This window comes from Streptomyces sparsogenes subsp. cuspidosporus, assembly GCF_039532705.1.
GTDB classification, from domain to species: domain Bacteria; phylum Actinomycetota; class Actinomycetes; order Streptomycetales; family Streptomycetaceae; genus Streptomyces; species Streptomyces sparsogenes.
In genome coordinates, this window is sequence record NZ_BAAASD010000011.1 from 143,583 (window position 1) to 165,882 (window position 22,300).

Genomic DNA, 22,300 nt, shown 5'->3' on the forward strand with positions numbered 1-22,300 from the left:
GAGCCGACGCGGCCGATCCTCAGCTCTGGCCGCCGGCCAGCTTCTCGCGAAGCGCGGCCAGCGCCTCGTCCGAGGCAAGGGCGCCGGAGTTGTCGGCCGACTCCGAGGAGTACGAACCGCCGGACGCCTGGCCACCCTGCGCCGGGGCGGCGCCGCCCGCCTCGGCAGCGGCCTGCTCGTCCGCCTCGCGGGACTTGATGACCTGCGCCTGGTGCTGCTCGAAGCGCTGCTGCGCCTCGGCGTACTGGCGCTCCCACTCCTCGCGCTGCTTCTCGTAGCCCTCGAGCCAGTCGTTGGCCTCGGGGTCGAAGCCCTCGGGGTAGATGTAGTTGCCCTGGTCGTCGTAGGACGCGGCCATGCCGTACAGGGTCGGGTCGAACTCGACCGCGGACGGGTCGGCACCGAAGGACTCGTTGGCCTGCTTCAGCGAGAGGCTGATGCGGCGGCGCTCGAGGTCGATGTCGATGACCTTGACGAAGATCTCGTCGTTGACCTGGACGACCTGCTCCGGGATCTCCACGTGGCGCTCGGCCAGCTCGGAGATGTGGACCAGGCCCTCGATGCCCTCGTCCACGCGGACGAACGCACCGAACGGAACCAGCTTGGTGACCTTACCCGGGACGACCTGGCCGATCTGGTGGGTCCGGGCGAACTGCTGCCACGGGTCTTCCTGGGTCGCCTTGAGCGACAGGGACACGCGCTCGCGGTCCATGTCGACGTCCAGGACCTCGACCGTGACCTCCTGGCCGACCTCGACGACCTCGGACGGGTGGTCGATGTGCTTCCAGGACAGCTCGGAGACGTGGACCAGACCGTCCACGCCGCCCAGGTCCACGAAGGCGCCGAAGTTGACGATGGAGGAGACGACGCCGGAGCGCACCTGACCCTTCTGGAGGGTGGTGAGGAAGGTCTGGCGGACCTCGCTCTGGGTCTGCTCCAGCCAGGCACGGCGGGACAGGACCACGTTGTTGCGGTTCTTGTCCAGCTCGATGATCTTGGCCTCGAGCTCCTTGCCCACGTAGGGCTGAAGGTCGCGGACGCGGCGCATCTCCACCAGGGAGGCGGGGAGGAAGCCACGGAGGCCGATGTCGAGGATGAGACCACCCTTGACGACCTCGATGACGGTACCGGTGACGATGCCGTCCTCTTCCTTGATCTTCTCGATGGTGCCCCAGGCACGCTCGTACTGGGCGCGCTTCTTCGAGAGGATCAGGCGGCCTTCCTTGTCCTCCTTCTGGAGAACAAGGGCCTCGATCTCGTCGCCGACGGCCACGACCTCGTTCGGGTCGACGTCGTGCTTGATCGAAAGCTCACGGGAAGGAATGACGCCTTCGGTCTTGTAACCGATGTCGAGCAGGACCTCGTCCCGGTCGACCTTCACGATGACGCCGTCGACGATGTCGCCGTCGTTGAAGTACTTGATCGTCTCGTCGATCGCGGCGAGGAAGGCTTCCTCGGAACCGATGTCGTTTACCGCCACCTGCGGGGTGGTGCGGGTTGCCTCGGTGCTGCTCGTCATGTGGGAAAGGGCTCCGGTACGGACATGAAGTCGTAGGTACTGCTACGCCGGGGACCCGTATCGCACTGCAGAAGCCGGACAGCCTCGGAGGCGTTGATCTCTTCCCGAGGGATCGAAAAGCGCCTCGGTGACCGAGGGACTACAACAGGTGCGAGCGCGGCCTGCTCCGTCTGAGGCGCGCAGGCCCGCAGCGCAACTTGTAGCATACGGGGGCAGCCGGGCAGGGTCAATGCACGAAGAGCACACGCGGGACATTCAGCCCCAAACCCGGCACATCGCACGGTCCGTGCTGCGACGCGGAGTCCAGCCGTTCCCCACAGCCACAGGTCGATACAGAGAGTACGACGACGCGCCCGATGGTCCAAGAACACATGCCTCGTGCAACCGACGACCCCGCCGAGCCCATGGCCGGCGACCCCGAGGAACCCGCGGCCACCCGGCGCACCGCCGACGCCGCGGAGAGCAGCAGGGCCAACCGCGGCTGGTGGGACCGCAACGCGGACGAGTACCAGGAGGAGCACGGCGGCTTCCTGGGCGACGACCGCTTCGTCTGGGGCCCCGAGGGGCTCGACGAGGCCGAGGCCGGTCTGCTCGGGCCGGCGGACGCCCTCAGGGGGCTGGCCGTCCTGGAGGTCGGGGCGGGCGCGGCGCAGTGCTCGCGCTGGCTGGCGGCGCGGGGGGCACGGCCGGTGGCGCTCGACATCTCGCACCGGCAGCTGTGGCACGCGCTGCGGAGGGACTCCGAAGCGGGTGCGGCTGTCTCGGCAGGCGCGGCTGTCTCGGGGGGCGCGGCTGTCTCGGGAGGCGCGGAGGGCGCGGCTGTCTCGGGAGGCGCGGAGGGCTCGGCCGGCACGGGGGGCTCGGGGACGGTCGCGCTCGTCCAGGCCGACGCCACGGCGCTCCCCTTCAGGGACGGCTCCTTCGACCTCGCCTGCTCCGCGTACGGGGCGATCCCCTTCGTCGCCGACCCGGTGCGGGTCATGCGCGAGGTGCACCGGGTGCTGCGACCGGGCGCGCGCTGGGTGTTCTCGGTGACGCATCCGATCCGGTGGGCCTTCCCGGACGAACCCGGCCCCGAGGGGCTGAGCGTCGCCGCCTCCTACTTCGACCGCACGCCCTACGTCGAGCAGGACGAAACGGGCCGGGCCGTCTATGTGGAGCACCACCGCACCCTGGGCGACCGGGTGCGGGACGTGGTGGCCGGGGGCTTCCGGCTACTCGACCTCGTGGAACCGGAATGGCCCGCCTGGAACGACCAGGAGTGGGGCGGCTGGTCCCCGCTGCGCGGGAATCTGATCCCGGGGACGGCGATCTTCGTGTGCGAACGGGACTGATGCCGGGGCGGCGGAACGGGGGCGTCCGGGCGGCGGCGCAGGCTCGGCCGGCTGACAGGATGTTCGGATGACCAGCCGCCCCACACCCCGCGCCGACGCGCTCGACGCGCTTCCCGTACGCGACGCCGTCCCCGCCCTGCTGCGCGCGCTGGAGGACCGGGGCGTGGCGGTGCTGTGCGCCCCGCCCGGGACCGGCAAGACGACGCTGGTGCCCCTGGCGCTCGCCGGGGCGGTGGGACCCTCCGGCCGGCCCCCGCGGCGGGTGCTGGTCGCCGAGCCGCGGCGGATCGCGGCGCGGGCCGCCGCGCGGCGGATGGCGTGGCTGCTGGGCGAGGAGGCGGTGGGCGGCCGGGTCGGCTTCACGGTGCGCGGGGAGCGGCGGGTGGGCCGCGAGACCGTCGTGGAGGTGGTCACCACCGGCGTGCTGCTGCAGCGGCTGCAGCGCGACCCCGAGCTCGCCGGGATCGACGCGGTGGTGCTCGACGAGTGCCACGAACGGCACCTGGACGCCGATACGGCGGCCGCCTTCCTGCTGGACGTACGGGCCACCCTGCGGCCCGACCTGTGGCTGATCGCGGCGTCCGCGACCACGGACGCGGAGGGCTGGGCCCGGCTGCTGGGCCACGGCGGGCAAGGCGGCGGGCCGGCGCCGGTGGTGTCCGCCGAGGGGGTGTCGCATCCGGTGGAGGTGGTGTGGGCACCGCCGGAGCGCCCCGTCCGCCCGCCGCACGGCACCCGGGTGGACCCCGCCCTCCTCGACCACGTCGCGGCGGTGGTGCGGCGGGCGCTGCGCGAGCGGGAGGGGGACGTGCTGTGCTTCCTGCCGGGCGTCGGGGAGATCGCGCGGGTCGCGGGGCTGCTCGGCGCGGCCGGCGCGGAGGTGCTCCAGGTCCACGGGCGCGCGCCGGCCGCCGCGCAGGACGCGGTGCTGGCGGGCGCGGCGGGGCCGGCGGCGCGGCGGCGGGTGGTGCTGGCCACCTCGGTCGCCGAGTCCAGCCTGACCGTGCCGGGGGTACGGGTCGTCGTGGACTGCGGTCTCGCGCGGGAGCCGCGGATGGACCACGCGCGGGGGCTGAGCGCGCTGACGACCGTACGCGCGTCGCGGGCCGCGGCCCGGCAGCGGGCGGGCCGCGCCGGGCGTGAGGCGCCGGGCACCGTCTACCGCTGCTGGCCGGAGGCGGAGGACGCCCGGCTGCCGCGCTTCCCGTCCCCGGAGATCGCTGTGGCGGACCTGACGGCCTTCGCGCTGCAGGCCGCCTGCTGGGGCGACCCCGACGCCTCCGGCTTGGCGCTGCTCGACCCGCCGCCGGGCGGGGCGATGACCGCCGCGCGCGAGGTGCTGACCGCGATCGGCGCCGTGGACGGATCCCGGCGACCCACGGACCGGGGCACCCGGATGGCCCGGCTGGGGCTCCACCCGAGGCTCGCGCGCGCCCTGCTGGACGGCGCGCGCGAGGTCGGCGCGCGCCGGGCGGCCGAGGCGGTGGCGCTGCTCAGCGAGGAACCGCCCCGGGAGTACGGCGACGACCTGGCCGCCGCCTGGCGCACCGCCCGGCGCGGCACCGACGCGTACAGCGCCCGCTGGCGCCAAGAGGCACGCCGCCTGGAGAGCGCGGTGAGCGCGATAAGCGCGTCGCGCCCCTCCGCCCACCCGGCGCACGCCCCTGGCTCGACCACGCCGCCGGGCGCCACGCCGAGCGGGGGTGCGCCGGCGGTGGCGGGCGACCCGGCGCCCGCCTCCCAGCCAGGACCGGCGGAATCAGGGGGCGGGCGCGGGGCGCGGGGTGGCTTCGGCGACGACGCCGTCGTCGGGCTGGTGGCCGCGTTGGCGTTTCCGGAGCGGGTGGCGCGGCGGCGCGGGGAGAGGTCGTATCTCATGGCTTCCGGCACCGGCGCGGAGCTCGGTGAGGGGTCCCGGCTGCGGGACGCGCCGTGGCTGGCGGTGGCGGTCGCGGACCGGCCCGTCTCGGCGGCGTCGGCGCGGGTGCGGCTCGCGGCCGTGGTGGACGAGGAGACGGCTCGTACCGCGGCGTCGGCGCTGTACCAGCGGGGCGAGGAGGTGCGCTGGTCCGGCGGGGACGTGGTGGCGCGGCGGGTGGAGCGGCTGGGGGCGGTGGAGCTGGCGGCGCGGCCGCTGGGCGCGCCCGACCCGCTTCTGGTGCGGTCCGCGCTGCGGGACGGGCTGCGCGAGGAGGGGCTCAAGCTGCTGCGCTGGTCCCCGGAAGCGGTCGCCTTGCGACAGCGGTTGGCGTTCCTCCGCCGGGAGATGGGCGACCCGTGGCCGGATGTGTCCGACCCGGCGCTGCTGGCGGATCTCGACGCCTGGCTGGGCCCGGAGCTGGACCGGGCGCGGCGGCGGGCCGACCTGGAGCGGGTGGACGCGGGCCAGGCGCTCGCCCGGCTGCTGCCGTGGGCGACCGGGGACGCGGTGCGCCTGGACGAACTGGCCCCGGAGCGGGTGCGGGTGCCCAGCGGTTCGCGGGTGCGGGTGGACTACGGCCAGGAGCAGCCGGTGCTGGCCGTCAAGGTGCAGGAGTTGTTCGGCTGGCAGGAGACGCCCCGGATCGCGGGCGGGCGGGTGCCGCTGCTGGTGCACCTGCTGTCACCGGCCGGGCGCCCGGCCGCGGTCACGGCCGATCTGGCGTCGTTCTGGCGGGAGGGGTACCGGTCCGTGCGCGCTGAGCTGCGCGGCCGCTACCCCAAGCACCCGTGGCCGGAGGACCCGGCGACCGCCGAGCCGACGCGCCGTACCAACGCCCGCCGCTGACCCGGCCCGGGGGCGAGGCCCCCCGGCCCGCCCGGGCCGGCCCCCACCCCGTCCAGGCGGCTCGACGCCCACCTCCCGCTCCGCCCGCCCGGGCCCCGCACTCCCGACGCATCGGGCCCGCAGGCCCCGGGGGCACCGGCCCCCTCAGCCCCCGTGCCTTCGTCGGGTCCCCGGTCGCCCCGGTCAGCACTCGATGAGGCCGTCGAACGCGCCCGCGTCGGGGAACGGGCGGTCCGCCGGGTAGGGGGCGATCCACACGAGCGCCTGCTCGAAGGTGTCGTAGGAGCCGCTGTCCGTGCACTGGCCGACGACCAGCGCGTTCGCCCCGCAGCGCCATGCCGCGTAGTGCCACGGCGTCTTGCGCTCCTCGTCGCGCGTGGTGACCTCCGGGGCGCCGAGCCGCCGGGTGAAGAGGGTGACGGCGAGCAGCCATTGGGCGTCGAAGTGGGCGCGGTCGGCGTCGCGGTCGAAGCGCCACTCGGGGTCCTGGGCGTGCTGCTTCGCCAGCCAGTCGATGTTTCCGCTCAGGCCGCCGGCGGCCAGCTCCTGGTCGAAGTCGTCGGCCTCGTAGTAGTAGCAGAACGGGATGTGGCACTCCTCGTCCTCCGTCCGCCGCTCCGGCGGCGCGGCGAACCAGTCGGGGACGACGTAGTGGCCGGTGTTGGTGGCGAAGGCGGCCGTCCAGGAGCCGTCGTCCACCGGCGTCCAGCCGAAGCGCTCGGCGGCGGCCGCGGTGGCGCCGGACGTCCAGTCCAGGCGGGCCAGCTCGACGAGCTGATCGACGAGTTCGGCGGTGGGCAGGCAGGTGGTGGTAGGCATGGGCGTACGCTACGGGCCGCCACCGACAGCCCCGCCGGCTCGCTTCAGACCGGGGACGCGGGGGCCACCGGGGGCGCCGGGGCCGGTGCGGGCGGCGGGGCGGGAGCCTCGTCGGGGGTGTCGGTGTCACTGCCGGGCCGGCGGCCCCGGGCCTCGAGCACGAGGGAGAGCGCGAGCAGCCCGGTGCCGAGGGCCAGAAAGCCCCAGGGCAGATAGGTGGTGAGGAGGAGGACGAGCTGCCGCTGGGACTTCACGAGCTTCACCGTGTGCGCGATGTAGTCCTCGCGCATCTTCACATGGCCGGAGAAGACGGTCACCTTGTCGCGGTCGCCGAGCAGCGTGCCGCCGCGCAGCTCCTCCCGGTGGATCTCCTCCCCGTTGACGGGGGCGCCGGTGGTGGGCTCGACCCAGAACATGCGTTTGGTGGTGTACCAGCGGGTGGTGCCTGCCTTGCGGACGGTCTCGGGGGTGATGCCCTCGACCGGCATGGTTTTGGGCAGGGGCACCTTCGTCCAGGGGATGGTCTGCTCGAAGTAGTAGACCTCCAGGCCGCGGAAGGTGCGGGTGCCCTTGTAGTGGATGGGCGCGGAGGTCCTGGTCTGGGCGTCGAAGTAGGTGTAGTCGCGCTTCTCGGTGAGGAACGGCCACTTGAATTCGATGCCCTCCCGGCGGACCGGGTCGCCGTCGACGTGTTCGCCGCCCTGGTGGACCGGGTCCTGGGAGTGGGCGTCGAAGACGTAGCGCTCGGGGATCTTGGAGACCATCTTGCCGTCGGGCCCGGCAATGTACGACAGGGCGTCCCAGACGACGACGTCGCGCCCGGCGGCCTTCCCGGCCTTCTTCGCCGCCGCCACGTTTCCGCGGAGCGTCTGCACGATGCTGACCTGGGGGACCTTCTTGGGTCGCATGGTGCCGTAGTCGAGGAGCACGGCGGGCTTGGCCTCCAGGACGGCGGTCTGGTACTCGTCGGGCGGGATCTTGGCCAGCCGCGGGAAGGCGTACCAGCGCAGCAGCGGGGCGAGGGCGGCGAAGAAGACGGCGAAGGCGAGCAGCACCAGGCTGGCTTTGCGGCGCATGGCGGTCGGTCCCTCCCGCGGGGCTCAGGGGTGCTCGGGGACGGTGGTGAGCAGGGGCTTCGGGGAGGTCTTCCCGCCGGGGGCGCCGAGGGCCGTCACTGTCAGGACGAGAGCGAATGCGGCGGCCAGTCCGATCGCGGCGGCGGCGAGGGCGCGCATGTGTCGGCCTTTCGTTGCTGCGGTCGCGTGTCTGACGGTTCGTCAGGGGTCGGGGCACCGTAGCAACGGGCGGCGAAGATGAGAACACCTGGGCGCACACGCGCACCGCCCCTGTGCCGGGTGGGGCGACAGGGGCGGTGCGTGGTGGCCTCGGCCGGTGGTTACCCGGTGGTCTCCTGGGCCGCGGGCTGGGTGACGGTCAGCTCGATGGTCAGGGTCGCGCCGCCGGCGGTGGTGAGGCGGAGCAGGAAGGTGCCCGTCTGGTCGTCGGTGTAGATCTTGGGCAGGATCAGCTGCCCGTTGGCGTCCGTCTTCAGGGCGGTGAGGGTGCGGATCGGCTGACCCTTGGCGTCCTTGAAGTAGGGGCCCTTGTCGTTCTGGGTGGGTTTGTCCGCCTTCGCCGAGTCGGAGGTGATCATGGTGGCGGTCGCGGCCACCCCGGCCGCGGCCTTGCCCTTGTACGTCGCCTTGACCGCGACCGTGTCGGCGAAGGAGCCGCCGGCCTCGGCCTTGAGGACCTTGTCGTCGGTGCGGACCAGCGCGTCGGCCTGCGGCACGGGGCGGGCCTTGACGGTGGCGGGGAAGTCGGCGGCGTCCACGCCGCGGCCCACGACCGTGGCCCGGACGGTGAAGGAGCCGGTGGTCTCGCCCGCGCGCAGCGCCGGGGCGGTGGCGGTGCCGTCGCTGCCGGTGATGGCGGTGACGCGGGTCGCGCCGCCCGGGAAGCGGGCGTCGGTCTCGCCGCGGATCTCGTACCGCACGAGCACACCCGGGACCGGCTTGCCGTCGGTGGCCTCGGCGCGGACCCGGGGCTTGACGGCGAATTCGGTGCCCGCCGTGGCCGTCAGCTCCGTGGTGCCGACGGTCTTGAGCTTGGCGACCGCGGACGGGGTGGGGGCGGGGGTCCCCGGCGTCGGGGGCTCGGGCGTGGGCGTCCCGGGGGTGGGCGTCCCGGGGTCGTCGGAGCCGGGCGTGGGGGGCTCGGACGTGGAGTTGTCGCCGCCGCCCGGGGTCGGGTCCGGGAGCGGGGTGGGGCTCCCCGAGTCGCTGTGGTCCTTGCCCTTGTCCCCCTTGCCGCCCTTGTCGCCCTTGCCGCCGTCCTTCCCGCTGCCCGAGCCGCTGCCGACCTTGTCCGGGTCGGGCAGCACACCGGTGCCGTCGGGCACGGCGTGGGTGCCCTTCTTGTAGTACTCGAACCAGGACAGGACCGTGGCCAGATACTCCTGCGAGTGGTTGTAGCCGAGGATCGCCTGGTCCAGGTGGGCCTTGACCGACAGATCGCGGCCGTTGGCGCACAGATACGCGCCGGCGGCGAGCGCGGCGTCGTAGATGTTGTTGGGGTTCCTCTCCCCGTCGCCGTTGCCGTCCCTGCCCCAGGTGGCCCAGGTGGAGGGGATGAACTGCATGGGGCCGACGGCCCGGTCGTGGGTGGTGTCCCCGTCGTACGCGCCGCCGTCGGTGTCCGTGATCCTGGCGAAGCCGTTGCCGTTGAGCACCGGGCCCAGGATGGGCGAGTAGGTGGTGCCCTCGGCGTCGACCCGGCCGCCACGCGCCTGGCCGGACTCGACCTTGCCGATCGCGGCGAGCAGCTGCCAGGGGAGGTTGCAGCCGGGCTTGGACTCCTTGAGGGCCGCCTCGGCCTTCTTGTACGCGTCGAGCACGGTCGCGGGTATGCCCGCCTCGGCGGTGGCCACGCCGTCCGGCAGCCCCGGCAGGTCGATGGAGGCGCCGGGCTTGCCGGGCTTCCGCAGCGGCGGCAGATCCGTGTGGTAGGAGGAGCCGCCGTCGATCGGGGCCTCGGTGGGCGGGGTCGGCGTCTCGCCCGCGCTGTCGTGGTGCCGGTCCGGGGCCGTACCGGCGAACCCGGGGGCCTGCGAGGCGGTGAGGGCGGCCATCACGACCGCCGCCACCGCCGTCGTGGCCGCCCCCTTGCGCAGTCGTCGGCCGATGTGCGGTGCCATGCGATTGCCCCTCCCGTCGAGCACTGCACGCTCCCCCCGGAGCGTCAACCCTCGTGACATTACGGCAACTTGCCGCTCCGCAGCTACCGGTACGTACCGCCCGTATCGTCCCCCGAGGCGGCCCCACCGGCCCTGCGTGAGTCCTCGTGCCCCGCGGGCCGGGTCCTAATGCGCCGCGGATTCCCAGTCCGCGCCGGAGCCGACGGACACGTCCAGCGGGGCCCGGAGTTGGAAGGCCCCGGCCATTTCCCGGCGCACCAGGGCCTCCACCCGCTCGCGCTCGCCGGGGGCGACCTCCAGCACGATTTCGTCATGGACCTGGAGCAGCATCCGCGACGACAGTTCCTCTCGCGTCAACGCCTCGTCCACCCGCAGCATCGCGATCTTCACAATGTCGGCGGCGGTGCCCTGGATCGGCGCGTTGAGCGCCATGCGCTCGGCCATCTCGCGGCGCTGGCGGTTGTCGCTGTTGAGGTCGGGGAGGTAGCGGCGGCGGCCGAGCATGGTCTCGGTATAGCCGGTGGCGCGGGCCTCGTCGACGACCCGCTGGAGGTAGTCGCGCACCCCGCCGAACCGCTCGAAGAAGGTGTCCATCAGCTTGCGGGCCTCGTCCGGGGTGATGCCCAGCTGCTGGGAGAGGCCGAACGCCGACAGGCCGTACGCCAGCCCGTAGGACATCGCCTTGATCTTGCGGCGCATCTCCGGGTCCACCGCGGACTTGTCCACGCCGAACACCTGGGAGGCGACCGTGGTGTGCAGGTCCTCGCCGGAGGTGAACGCCTCGATCAGGCCCTCGTCCTCGGACAGATGGGCCATGACGCGCAGCTCGATCTGGCTGTAGTCGGCGGTCAGCAGCGACTCGAAGCCCTCGCCGACGACGAAGCCGCGCCGGATGGCCCGGCCCTCGTCGGTGCGCACCGGGATGTTCTGCAGGTTGGGGTCGGTGGACGAGAGCCGGCCGGTCGCCGCCACGGTCTGGTTGAAGGTGGTGTGGATGCGGCCGCCGGGGGCGATGGTCTTGATCAGGCCCTCGACGGTGGAGCGGAGCCGGGCCTGCTCGCGGTGGCGCAGCATGATCACCGGGAGTTCGTGGTCGGTCTGGGTGGCCAGCCAGGCCAGAGCGTCCGCGTCCGTCGTGTAGCCGGTCTTGGTCTTCTTGGTCTTGGGCAGGCCGAGCTCGCCGAAGAACACCTCCTGCAGCTGCTTGGGCGAGCCGAGGTTGAACTCGTGGCCCACCGCGGCGTGGGCCTCCTTGACGGCCTGCTGCACGGCCCCGGCGAACTGCTGCTCCATGCGGTCGAGCCAGCTCCGGTCCGCCGCGATGCCCGCCTGCTCCATGCGGGCCAGGAGGGCGGAGATCGGCAGCTCGACATCGCGGAGCAGCTCGACCGCGCCGACCTCGGCGAGCCGCTCGCCGAAGGCCGCGCCGAGGTCCAGGATCGTCCGGGCCTGGACCATGAGCGCGTCCTGCTCGGCCTGCTCGTCGGTGCCGAAGGCGAGCTGCCCGCTGTCCGCGGCGGCGGCCGGGGACAGCTCACGGCCCAGGTACTCCACGGACAGGGTGTCCAGCGCGAAGGAGCGGCGGCCGGGCTTGACCAGGTAGGCGGCGAGCGCGGTGTCCATGGTGACCCCGGCCACGGCCCAGCCGTGCTCGGCGAAGACCCGCATGACGCGCTTGGCGTCGTGCATCACCTTCGGCCGGCCGGGATCGGCGATCCAGGCGGCGAACGCCCGCTCGTCGGCCTCGTCCAGCGCCGAGGGGTCGAAGCAGCCGGCCGGGCCCGAGGCCGTGGCCAGGGCGATCTGGCTGACGCTGCCACTGCCCAGCGCCAGGGTGTCGACGGTGGCGAGGCCGAGCGGCTCCGCGCCGTGCCGCTCCAGCCACGGGCCGAGGTCGCCCGGGTCGAGCACCGAGCCGTCCACCTCCACGCCGGGGCTCGCGGCCGCGGGCTCCTCCTCGGCGGCGCCGGGGTCGGCGGCCAGGACGCGGTCCCGGAAGTTCTGGTGGCGGAACTCCAGCGCGTCAAGGATCACGGAGAGCGCCTGCCGGTCGTACGGAAGGCGCTTGAGGCCGTCGGGGCCGACCGGCAGCTCGACGTCCCGCACCAGCTCGGTCAGCCGGCGGTTGAGCTTGACGGCCTCCAGGTGGTCGCGGAGCTTGTCGCCGACCTTGCCCTTGACCTCGTCGACGCGCTCCACCAGTTCGGCGAAGGAGCCGAACTGGTTGATCCACTTCGCCGCGGTCTTCTCCCCCACGCCCGGGATGCCCGGGAGGTTGTCGGACGGGTCGCCGCGCAGCGCGGCGAAGTCCGGGTACTGGCGGGGGGTGAGGCCGTACTTCTCCTCGACCTTGGCGGGGGTGAAGCGCGTCAGCTCGGAGACGCCCTTGGTCGGGTAGAGGACCGTGACATGGTCGCTGACCAGCTGGAACGAGTCCCGGTCGCCGGTGACGATCAGCACCTCGAAGCCCTCGGCCTCGGCCTGGGTGGCGAGGGTGGCGATGATGTCGTCGGCCTCGAAGCCCTCGATCGCGAAGCGGGTGATGTTCATCGCGTCGAGCAGCTCGCCGATCAGCTCGACCTGGCCCTTGAACTCGTCGGGCGCCTTGGAGCGGTTCGCCTTGTACTCGGTGAACTCCTCGGAGCGCCAGGTCTTGCGCGAGACGTCGAACGCCACCGCCAGATGCGTGGGCTGCTCGTCACGGAGCGTGTTGGCCAGCATCGACGTGAAGCCGTAGATCGCGTTGGTGGTCTGGCCGGTGGTGGTGTTGAAGTTCTCCGCCGGCAGCGCGAAGAATGCCCGGTATGCCAGGGAATGCCCGTCCAGCAGGAGGAGCCGGGGGCGGTCTCCCGCACGGTCGGCGGACGCGGGCGCTGCGGTCTTCTTCGATGCTTTCTCTGCCACGCCCCCGATCCTGCCACGCCCCACCGACAACGCCCTCCCGCCTCCCGCCCACGAACCGCGTGCGTCATGAAAGGATCGGTCCGTACACGTCACACCCGAGCACACGCGACACCGAGCACACGCCACACCGAGCACAAAGGACCCGGGCCCACGGGAGAGGGAGAGCGACATGGCAGCCAAGCCGCCCGCAGGCGACCCGGTGCAGGACGCACCCGAGGTCGCAGCCCCGCAGCACGCCGCCGCCGGGCTGCCCGCCATCGGCCACACGCTGCGCATCGCCCAGCGCCAGATGGGCGTGCGCCGCACGGCGCTCACCCTCCTCAAGGTCAACCAGAAGAACGGCTTCGACTGCCCGGGCTGCGCCTGGCCCGAGCCGGACAAGCGCCACAAGGCCGAGTTCTGCGAGAACGGCGCCAAGGCCGTCGCCGAGGAGGCGACGCTGCGCCGGGTCACCCCCGAGTTCTTCGCCGCCCACCCCGTCGCCGACCTCGCCGGCCGCAGCGGCTACTGGCTCGGCCAGCAGGGACGCCTCACCCACCCGATGTACCTGCCCGAGGGCGCCGCGTCCTACGAGCCGGTGACCTGGGAGCGCGCCTTCGACATCATCGCCGAGGAGCTGCACGCCCTCGCCGGCCCGGACGAGGCCGTCTTCTACACCTCCGGGCGCACCAGCAACGAGGCCGCCTTCCTCTACCAGCTCTTCGCCCGCGAGTTCGGCACCAACAACCTGCCCGACTGCTCGAACATGTGCCACGAGTCCTCCGGCTCGGCACTCACCGAGACCCTCGGCGTCGGCAAGGGCAGCGTCCTGCTCGACGACCTCCACAAGGCCGATCTGATCATCGTGGCCGGCCAGAACCCGGGCACCAACCACCCGCGGATGCTCTCCGCCCTGGAGCGGGCCAAGGCCGGCGGCGCGAAGATCATCAGCATCAACCCGCTGCCCGAAGCCGGCCTGGAGCGGTTCAAGAACCCCCAGACCGCCCGCGGCCTGGTGGGCGGCGGCACCGCGCTCACCGACCTGTTCCTCCAGATACGGCTGGGCGGCGACCAGGCCCTCTTCCGCGCCCTGAACCGGCTGATCCTCGAAGCCGCCGACACCACCCCCGGCGCGGTCGACGAGGAGTTCGTGCGCGAGCACACCCACGGCTTCGAGGAGTTCGCCGCCGCCGCCCGCGCCGCCGACTGGGACGAGACCCTGCGCGCCACCGGCCTCACCCGGGCCGAGATCGACCAGGCGCTGCGCATGGTCCTCGCCTCCCGGCGCACCATCGTCTGCTGGGCCATGGGCCTGACCCAGCACAAGCACTCCGTGCCCACCATCCGGGAAGTCGTCAACTTCCTGCTGCTGCGCGGCAATGTGGGCCGGCCCGGCGCCGGCGTGTGCCCGGTGCGCGGGCACAGCAATGTGCAGGGCGACCGCACGATGGGCATCTTCGAGCGCCCCGCCCCGGAGTTCCTGGACGCCCTGGAGCGCGAGTTCGGCTTCGCCCCGCCGCGCGAGCACGGCCTCGACGTCGTACGCGCCATCCGGGCGCTGCGCGACGGGCAGGCCAAGGTCTTCTTCGCCATGGGCGGCAACTTCGTCGCCGCCTCCCCCGACACCGAGGTGACCGAGGCCGCGATGCGCCGCGCCCGCCTCACCGTCCATGTGTCCACCAAGCTGAACCGGTCCCATGCGGTCACCGGCGCGCGGGCCCTCATCCTGCCCACGCTCGGCCGCACCGAGCGCGATGTGCGGGGCGGCGGCGAGCAGTTCGTCACCGTCGAGGACTCCATGGGCATGGTGCACGCCTCCCGCGGGCGCCTGGAGCCCGCGAGCCCCGGCCTGCTCTCCGAGCCCGCCATCGTCTGCCGGCTGGCCCGGCGCGTGCTGGGCCCGGAGAGCCGCACCCCCTGGGAGGAGTTCGAGAAGGACTACGGCACGATCCGCGACCGCATCGCGGCCGTGATCCCCGGCTTCGAGGACTTCAACGCCAGGGTGAGCAGGCCCGGCGGCTTCGCGCTGCCGCACGCCCCGCGCGACTCACGCAGCTTCCCCACCGCCACCGGCAAGGCCAACTTCACGGCCGCGCCCGTCGAGTACCCGACGGCGCCCGAGGGCCGTCTGCTGCTGCAGACCCTCCGCTCCCACGACCAGTACAACACCACCATCTACGGCCTGGACGACCGCTACCGCGGCATCAAGAACGGCCGGCGCGTGGTGCTGGTGCACCCGGAGGACGCGCGCGAACTCGGCCTCGCCGACGGCTCGTACGCCGACCTGATCAGCGAATGGACGGACGGCAGCGAGCGCCGCGCCCCCGGGTTCCGGGTCGTCCACTACCCCACCGCACGCGGCTGCGCGGCTTCCTACTACCCGGAGACCAACGTCCTGGTCCCGCTGGACGCCACCGCGGACACCAGCAACACCCCGGCCAGCAAGTCGGTGGTGGTCCGCCTGGAACCGAGCGACCCCGCCTGAGCGTTTGCTCAGCCGGCCGGCAGGAGCCGGCCGCCACCAGGACGACGGCAGGACACACGGACGATTGGAGCAGGACCCCATGGGCGAGCAGACCGGCGTGAAGTTTCCGCAAGAGGTCATCGACGAATACGCGGCGCTCGGCGTCGACCTCCCCGCGCTGTTCTCCGCCGGACACCTCGGCACCCGCATGGGCGTGCAGATCATCGAGGCCTCCGCCGAGCGCGTGGTGGGCACGATGCCCGTCGAGGGCAACACCCAGCCGTACGGGCTGCTGCACGGCGGCGCCTCGGCGGTCCTGGCCGAAACCCTCGGCTCGGTCGGCTCGATGCTGCACGGCGGCAGCTCTAAGATCGCCGTCGGCGTCGACCTCAACTGCACCCACCACCGCGGCGTCCGGTCCGGACTGGTCACCGGCGTCGCCACGCCCGTCCACCGGGGCCGCTCCACCGCCACGTACGAGATCGTCATCACCGACGAGCAGGACCGGCGCGTGTGCACCGCCCGGCTGACCTGCCTGCTGCGCGAGGTCGACGTCGACCAGGCGCTGACCCATGTCACCCGAGCGGGCGACACGGAGGACGGCCCGGCGAGCTGACGCCCGGCGGGCGGCCCGGCCCCGCCGCCGGGCCGCCCGGCCTCCCCCGTGGCGCCACGGCGCCACCGAGAACACCCCCTCCACCCGAACGAGCCCCCCGCGCACGGCCGTTGCCCGCCCGCCCCGGCGGGCTCTACCGTTTCCCCATGGGGGCATCGACCCGCGCGCGGACCCGCGCCCTGATCCGCCCCGGCGTCGCCGGCGTCCTCGCGCTGATACTCGCCGCGGCGGTGAGCGCGTGCGGCGGCCCGGGCCCCCGCCCCGCACCCAACTCCCCCACACCGCCCACGACTTCGGCCGTCGAGCTGTGCTACGACCTCATCTCGTACTGGGCCGGGCAGGACCTGGCGGGCAGCAGATGGGCCGGGCTCGACTGGGAGCAGAAGGGGCTGTCCAACCAGCAGTACGAGATCTACGACGACGTCGTGCGCGCCGCCCGCGCGGAGCGGAAGCGGCACGGCGCCGGCGCCGCCCGGAAGCTGGTCAGGCAGGAGACCCGGCGGCGCTGTACGGCCGAGCACGGCGCGACCCGCAGCTCGGAGAACTGGCGCCCCCCGGCATGACCTCGGCATGACCGGCGACAGGACCGGCGATCGTAACCGTCTGTAACATTCACGCAATGCGAAACAGGGTCTTGACTTTTCTCAAGACCCGTCTTGGTGATCTTTCTGTGTACATGATCGCACGTCAGTCCACACATGCGCCGCCAACTCGCCGCACTACTTAGCGGAACTGCAGATTCTCAGTATCCGGACCTTATGAATTCAGGCGATAGGCCCGATTAATCCCTTAGGTTCCGCTACACGGACGGGCCTCGGTGACCTGTGTCATAACAAGACAGTCACATCATGGCCTGGACCTCTGCCCCGCGCTCCGCCCCGCGCTTAGAGTCACAGCCAGTCACCACACCTTCGGGTGTTCACCGAACACCCACACGGCCGTTCCAGGACCTCCGGCGAGGACTCGGCGCCCGGAAGAGGGGGCCGGCCAGGGAAAGGATTCCTCGTGCGACACCGTTCCTTGCTCATCATCACGACCGCGGTCACTGCGGGAGCACTCACCCTCAGCGCCTGTGGATCGCGCGACAAGAGTGACAGTGACAGCGGCGGCGACAACAACAAGAAGACCACCGTCGTCATCGGTGTCGACGCCCCGCTGACCGGCTCACTGTCCGCCCTCGGCCAGGGCATCAAGAACTCGGTCGACCTCGCCACCAAGGTGGCCAACAAGAACAACGAGGTGCCCGGGGTCACCTTCAAGATCAAGGCCTTTGACGACCAGGCCGTCCCGTCCTCCGGAAAGCAGAACGCCACCTCGATGGTCGACGACGACGAGATCGTCGCCATGGTCGGCCCGCTGAACTCCGGCGTCTCCCAGTCCATGCAGGGCGTGTTCGCCAAGGCCGACCTGGCGCAGATATCCCCCGCCAACACCAACCCGGAGCTCAGCCAGGGCCCCGACTGGGCTTCGGGCAAGAAGGTCCGCCCCTTCAAGACCTACTTCCGCACCGCCACCACCGACGTCATCCAGGGCCGCTTCGCCGCGCAGTACTACTACAAGGACGCCAAGAAGCGGAAGGTCTTCGTCGTCGACGACAAGCAGACCTACGGAGCCGGCCTCGCCAAGATCTTCTCCCAGGAGTTCGAGCGCCTGGGCGGCAAGGTCGTCGGCACCGACCACCTGACCGTCAAGGAGACCGACTTCTCCGGCATCGCCGGCAAGGTCAAGTCCTCCGGCGCCGACTCCGTCTACTTCGGCGGCCAGTATCCCGAGGGCGGCCTCCTGTCCGACCAGGTCAAGCAGGCCGGGGCCGACGTCCCGATCATGGGCGGCGACGGGATCTACGACCCCGCCTTCATCAAGGCCTCCGGCACCAGCAACGACGGTGACCTGGCCACCTCCGTGGGCTACCCCGTCGAGAAGCTGCCCTCCGCCAAGAACTTCGTCAAGGAGTACGCGGCCCAGGGCTACAAGGACCCCTACGCGGCCTACGGCGGCTACTCCTACGACGCCGGCTGGGCGATCGTCCAGGCCGTCAAGGCCGTGGTCCAGGACAACGACGGCAAGCTGCCCGACGACGCCCGCGCCAAGATCACCGAGGCCCTGAACAAGGTCTCCTTCGACGGCGTGACCGGCAAGGTCTCCTTCGACGAGTACGGCGACACCACCAACAAGCAGCTCACCGTCTACCGGGTCGAGAAGGGCGTCTGGAAGGACGCGGTCAGCAGGACCTTCAACGACTGACCCTGCGGGACTGCCCCGCCCATCGACCCCCAGCCGCGCGGAGGCGCAACAGCGCCCCCGCGCGGTGTCATATCCGACACGCTCATCGGAGGCCCTGCGGTGCACGAACTGCCGCAAACGCTGGTCAACGGCCTGACCCTTGGCGCCCTCTACGGCCTGATCGCCATCGGGTACACCATGGTCTACGGCATCGTCCAGCTCATCAACTTCGCCCACGGCGAGATCTTCATGGTCGGGGGCTTCGGCGCCCTCACCATCTACCTCTGGCTGCCCAGCGGCACCGCGCTCTCCCTGGCCCTGCCCCTCATGCTCGTCGGCGGCGTCATCGCCTCGGTGGGCATCGCCACGGCCGCCGAGCGCTTCGCGTACCGGCCACTGCGCGGAGGACCCAGGCTCGCGCCCCTGATCACCGCGATCGGCCTGTCCATCGCGCTCCAGCAGGCCGTCTGGGCCTTCTACCCGGATGCCGACCAGCCGCGCAGCTTCCCCCAGTTCGAGGGCAAGTCCCTGGAGATCCTCAGCAATCTGCACATCCAGCGCGGCGATGTCTTCCTCCTCATAGCCGCCCCGCTGTGCATGCTCGCCCTGGGCCTGTTCGTCTCCAAGAGCCGTGCCGGACGCGCCATGCAGGCCACCGCGCAGGACCCGGACACCGCCAAGCTGATGGGCATCAACACCGACCGCATCATCGTGATGGCCTTCGCCATCGGCGGCGCCTTCGCCGCCGTCGCCGCGCTCGCACACGGGCTGAAGTACGGACAGATCAGCTTCGAGATGGGCTTCATCGCCGGCCTCAAGGCCTTCACCGCCGCCGTGCTCGGCGGCATCGGCAACATCTACGGCGCCATGCTCGGCGGAGTCGTCCTCGGCATCGTCGAAGCCCTGGCCATCAAGTACATCCAGGACATCCCGGGCATGGAACAGCTCGGCGGTGGCGCCTGGAAGGACGTCTGGGCCTTCACCCTGCTCATCGTCGTCCTGCTGGTCAGGCCACAGGGCCTGCTCGGCGAACGCGTCGCGGACCGGGCGTGAGGAGGGACCACACATGACCACCGACACCAGCAAGACCACGGGCGAGAACGCCCCCACCGGCGGGCGCCCCACCACGCTGCGCGCGATCACCGCCGCCGGCGGCCTCGCCTCCGTCGCCTCCACCTTCCTCGCCTGGACCTGGACCTCCGAGTTCCCCGGCGACCTCACCTTCAACGGCTACCCCGGCGGCCTCCAGCTCCTCACCCTGGTGCTGGGCCTGCTCACCACCGTCTTCGCGCTCTCCGCCATGGACGTGCGCGGGCTCGGCTGGCTCACCCCCGCCGGCTCCACCCAGGCCCTGCGGCTCATGGCCCTGGGCACCTTCGCCACCACCTGGTTCACCGTCATCGCCATCGCCGTCGACCTCGGCGGCCTGGCCAACTGGGAACCCGGCGCCTGGGTCGCCGCCGTCGCCAGTCTGATCCCCGCCGCCGCGGCCTTCCTGCTCCCGAACGACGCCCGGCCGCTCAAGCGCCCGGCGGAGCTGCCGTCCTGGGCCGAGATCCTCATCATCGCCGCCGTCTTCGCGATCGGGCTCTACGTCGTCAACTACGGCATCCAGACCGACGCGGACGACCCCGAGCCGTTCCTCGGCTACCTGATCGCCACGGGGTTCGCCGCCGCCGCCCTCTTCAAGGCCGGGGTGGTCACCCGCCTGAGCGCGCTCACCGCGAAGTATCGTTCCGTCACCCTCATCGCGGCCCTGGTGACCGCGTTGGTCTTCCCCTTCACCCAGGACAAGGCCAGCTACACCGAGCTCGGCGTCAACATCCTCGTCTTCGCCACCGTCGCCCTGGGCCTCAACATCGTCGTCGGCCTGGCGGGCCTGCTCGACCTCGGCTACGTCGCCTTCCTCGGCGTCGGCGCCTACACCGCCGCCCTGGTCTCCGGAGCCGGATCGTCCACCATCGACGTCCACCTCCCCTTCTGGGCGGCGGTCATCGCGGGCGCCGTCGTCTCCCTGATCTTCGGCGTCCTCATCGGCGCACCCACCCTGCGGCTGCGCGGCGACTACCTCGCCATCGTGACCCTCGGCTTCGGAGAGATCTTCCGCATCGCCGTCCTCAACCTGGACGGCACCTCCGGCCCATCCGTCACCAACGGCCCCAACGGCATCCCCAACATCCCGCCGCTGGAGATCTTCGGCTTCAACTTCGGGGAAGACCACACCGTCTTCGGCCACACGCTCGACACCAACGCCAACTACTTCCTGCTGATGCTGCTGGTGACGATCGTCGTCGTGCTGGTCTTCAGCCGCGCCGGCAACTCCCGCATCGGCCGAGCCTGGGTCGCCATCCGCGAGGACGAGACCGCCGCCACCGCCATGGGCATCAACGGCTTCCGCGTCAAGCTCATCGCCTTCGCCCTCGGCGCCACCCTCGCCGGCGTGGCCGGCACCGTCTGGGCGCATGTCCAGTCCACCGTCGTGCCCGAGCAGTACGTCTTCGCCGGACCCGTACCCCCCAACTCCACCTTCCTGCTCGCCGCCGTCATCCTCGGCGGCATGGGGACCATCGGCGGCCCGCTCCTCGGCGCCACGCTCCTGTTCCTGATCCCCAAGAAGCTGGAGTTCCTCCAGGACTACCAGCTCCTCGCCTTCGGCATCGCGCTCATCCTCCTGATGCGCTTCCGCCCCGAAGGGATCATCCCCAACCGGCGTCAGCAGCTCGAATACCACGAGACCGGCCAGCTCGACGTCCCCGACCAGCCCCAGCTCTCCGGCAACGCCGTCGGCGTGACCAAGGCGGAGGCGTAACAGAGATGACGACCACCACCTCTCCCGTGCTCAACGCCAACGGCGTCACCATGCGCTTCGGCGGACTGACCGCCGTACGCTCCGTCGACCTCACCGTCAACTCCGGCGAGATCGTCGGCCTCATCGGCCCCAACGGCGCCGGCAAGACCACCTTCTTCAACTGCCTCACCGGGCTGTACGTCCCCACCGAGGGCAGCGTCTCCTACAAAGGCACCGTCCTGCCGCCCAAACCCCACCTCGTCACCCAGGCCGGCGTCGCCCGCACCTTCCAGAACATCCGGCTCTTCGCCAACATGACCGTCCTGGAAAACGTCCTCGTCGGCCGCCACACCCGCACCAAAGAGGGCCTGTGGTCCGCCCTCCTGCGCGGCCCCGGCTTCAAACGCGCCGAAGCCGCCTCCAAGGAACGCGCCATGGAACTGCTCGAATTCACCGGGCTCGCCCACAAGGCCGACCACCTCTCCCGCAACCTCCCCTACGGCGAACAGCGCAAGCTGGAAATCGCCCGCGCCCTCGCCAGCGACCCCGGCCTGCTCCTCCTCGACGAGCCCACCGCCGGCATGAACCCCCAGGAGACCCGCGCCACCGAAGAACTCGTCTTCGCCATCCGCGACCAGGGCACCGCCGTCCTCGTCATCGAGCACGACATGCGCTTCATCTTCAACCTCTGCGACCGCGTCGCCGTGCTCGTCCAAGGCCAGAAACTCATCGAGGGCACCCCCGACGTCGTCCAGAGCGACGAGCGGGTCATCGCCGCCTACATCGGCACCCCCTTCGAAGGCGCGCCCGGCCAGGAGGAGGCCGCCGAAGTCGAGGCCGCCGAGGCACAGCAGGGCACCGGGCCGAGCGGGGCCCCCAAGAGCACCACAGCACGTACGGAGGACGGACAGTGACCGCACTGCTCGAGGTCGAGGACCTGCGCGTCGCCTACGGCAAGATCGAGGCCGTCAAAGGCATCTCCTTCACCGTCGAGGCCGGCCAGGTCGTCACCCTCATCGGCACCAACGGCGCGGGCAAGACCACCACCCTGCGCACCCTCTCCGGCCTGCTGCAACCGCTCGGCGGCTCCATCCGCTTCGACGGCAAGCCCCTGAACGGCATCCCCGCCCACAAAATCGTCGCCCTCGGCCTCGCCCACTCCCCCGAGGGCCGGCACATCTTCCCGCGCCTGACCATCGCCGAGAACCTCCAACTCGGCGCCTTCCTGCGCAAGGACGCCGCCGGCATCGCCCAGGACATCCAGAAGGCCTACGACCTCTTCCCCATCCTCGGCGAACGCCGCGCCCAGGCCGCGGGCACCCTCTCCGGCGGCGAACAGCAGATGCTCGCCATGGGCCGCGCCCTGATGTCCCGCCCCAAACTGCTCATGCTCGACGAACCCTCCATGGGCCTCTCGCCGATCATGATGCAGAAGATCATGCAGACGATCGCCGAACTGAAGGCCCAGGGCACCACGATCCTGCTCGTGGAACAGAACGCCCAGGCCGCCCTCTCCCTGGCCGACCAGGGCCATGTGATGGAGATCGGCAACATCGTGCTGTCCGGCACGGGCGCCGAGCTGCTGCACGACGAGTCCGTCCGAAAGGCCTACCTCGGCGAGGACTGACACCCCCGCCCCCCGAGGGCCTGCCCGCACCGCGACGGTACGGGCAGGCCCTCACCCATCACAG

Annotated in this window: 16 protein-coding genes; 10 read left to right on the forward strand and 6 right to left on the reverse strand. The window is 71.8% G+C overall.

The features are described 5' to 3' along the window. Window positions 1-19: 19 nt before the first annotated feature. Window positions 20-1,519 carry a 30S ribosomal protein S1 gene (rpsA, locus tag ABFY07_RS16220; protein ID WP_346175183.1) on the reverse strand — a complete coding sequence of 500 codons (1,500 nt, stop codon included), beginning with the start codon at window positions 1,517-1,519 and terminating at the stop codon, window positions 20-22. Between the two features lie 356 nt (window positions 1,520-1,875). Here rpsA and ABFY07_RS16225 point away from each other — a divergent pair, with 356 nt between their 5' ends. Continuing rightward, window positions 1,876-2,853, forward strand: coding sequence for a class I SAM-dependent methyltransferase (locus tag ABFY07_RS16225; protein ID WP_428836936.1), 978 nt, complete (start codon window positions 1,876-1,878; stop codon window positions 2,851-2,853). A 67-nt stretch (window positions 2,854-2,920) separates the two neighbouring features. Further along, the gene (locus tag ABFY07_RS16230; protein ID WP_346175185.1) at window positions 2,921-5,620 is read left to right on the forward strand and encodes an ATP-dependent RNA helicase; all 2,700 of its coding nucleotides are present in this window, start codon (window positions 2,921-2,923) and stop codon (window positions 5,618-5,620) included. Window positions 5,621-5,803: 183 nt separating this feature from the next. Here the strand turns inward: ABFY07_RS16230 and ABFY07_RS16235 are convergent, their stop codons facing one another. The 5 genes from ABFY07_RS16235 to polA form a co-directional block, all read right to left on the reverse strand. After that, window positions 5,804-6,439 (reverse strand): hypothetical protein, encoded by a 636-nt coding sequence (locus ABFY07_RS16235; protein WP_346175186.1) that lies wholly within the window; start codon window positions 6,437-6,439, stop codon window positions 5,804-5,806. A 44-nt stretch (window positions 6,440-6,483) separates the two neighbouring features. Further along, window positions 6,484-7,515 (reverse strand): cell envelope lipid trafficking protein PgfA, encoded by a 1,032-nt coding sequence (gene pgfA, locus ABFY07_RS16240; RefSeq protein ID WP_346175187.1) that lies wholly within the window; start codon window positions 7,513-7,515, stop codon window positions 6,484-6,486. A 24-nt stretch (window positions 7,516-7,539) separates the two neighbouring features. Continuing rightward, window positions 7,540-7,674 carry an SPW_0924 family protein gene (locus ABFY07_RS16245; RefSeq protein ID WP_104531196.1) on the reverse strand — a complete coding sequence of 45 codons (135 nt, stop codon included), beginning with the start codon at window positions 7,672-7,674 and terminating at the stop codon, window positions 7,540-7,542. A gap of 161 nt (window positions 7,675-7,835) precedes the next feature. Continuing rightward, complete coding sequence (locus ABFY07_RS16250) at window positions 7,836-9,635, reverse strand: lytic transglycosylase domain-containing protein (RefSeq protein ID WP_346175188.1); 1,800 nt, start codon at window positions 9,633-9,635, stop codon at window positions 7,836-7,838. Window positions 9,636-9,800: 165 nt separating this feature from the next. After that, entirely contained in the window at window positions 9,801-12,539 is a 2,739-nt protein-coding gene (polA, locus tag ABFY07_RS16255) for a DNA polymerase I (RefSeq protein ID WP_346175189.1), read from the reverse strand. Window positions 12,540-12,708: 169 nt separating this feature from the next. On the opposite strand from polA, the gene ABFY07_RS16260 reads away from it, so the two are divergent. The 8 genes from ABFY07_RS16260 (at window position 12,709) to ABFY07_RS16295 (ending at window position 22,236) form a co-directional block, all read left to right on the forward strand. Beyond that, complete coding sequence (locus ABFY07_RS16260) at window positions 12,709-15,003, forward strand: FdhF/YdeP family oxidoreductase (RefSeq protein WP_346175190.1); 2,295 nt, start codon at window positions 12,709-12,711, stop codon at window positions 15,001-15,003. A gap of 79 nt (window positions 15,004-15,082) precedes the next feature. After that, complete coding sequence (locus tag ABFY07_RS16265; RefSeq protein WP_065958476.1) at window positions 15,083-15,598, forward strand: hotdog fold thioesterase; 516 nt, start codon at window positions 15,083-15,085, stop codon at window positions 15,596-15,598. A 146-nt stretch (window positions 15,599-15,744) separates the two neighbouring features. Continuing rightward, window positions 15,745-16,161 (forward strand): hypothetical protein, encoded by a 417-nt coding sequence (locus tag ABFY07_RS16270; RefSeq protein WP_346175191.1) that lies wholly within the window; start codon window positions 15,745-15,747, stop codon window positions 16,159-16,161. A gap of 442 nt (window positions 16,162-16,603) precedes the next feature. Further along, a complete protein-coding gene (locus tag ABFY07_RS16275; RefSeq protein WP_346175192.1) occupies window positions 16,604-17,842 on the forward strand; it encodes a branched-chain amino acid ABC transporter substrate-binding protein in 1,239 nt (412 codons plus the stop codon). Between the two features lie 99 nt (window positions 17,843-17,941). Then, the gene (locus ABFY07_RS16280) at window positions 17,942-18,874 is read left to right on the forward strand and encodes a branched-chain amino acid ABC transporter permease (RefSeq protein ID WP_065958478.1); all 933 of its coding nucleotides are present in this window, start codon (window positions 17,942-17,944) and stop codon (window positions 18,872-18,874) included. Window positions 18,875-18,887: 13 nt separating this feature from the next. Next, window positions 18,888-20,630: a branched-chain amino acid ABC transporter permease gene (locus tag ABFY07_RS16285; protein ID WP_346175193.1), complete on the forward strand. Its 1,743-nt coding sequence runs from the start codon at window positions 18,888-18,890 to the stop codon at window positions 20,628-20,630. A gap of 5 nt (window positions 20,631-20,635) precedes the next feature. Next, entirely contained in the window at window positions 20,636-21,523 is an 888-nt protein-coding gene (locus ABFY07_RS16290; RefSeq protein ID WP_346175194.1) for an ABC transporter ATP-binding protein, read from the forward strand. Then, entirely contained in the window at window positions 21,520-22,236 is a 717-nt protein-coding gene (locus ABFY07_RS16295) for an ABC transporter ATP-binding protein (protein ID WP_065958481.1), read from the forward strand. Before ABFY07_RS16290 ends, ABFY07_RS16295 begins: the two co-directional genes overlap by 4 nt. Window positions 22,237-22,300: the final 64 nt, after the last annotated feature.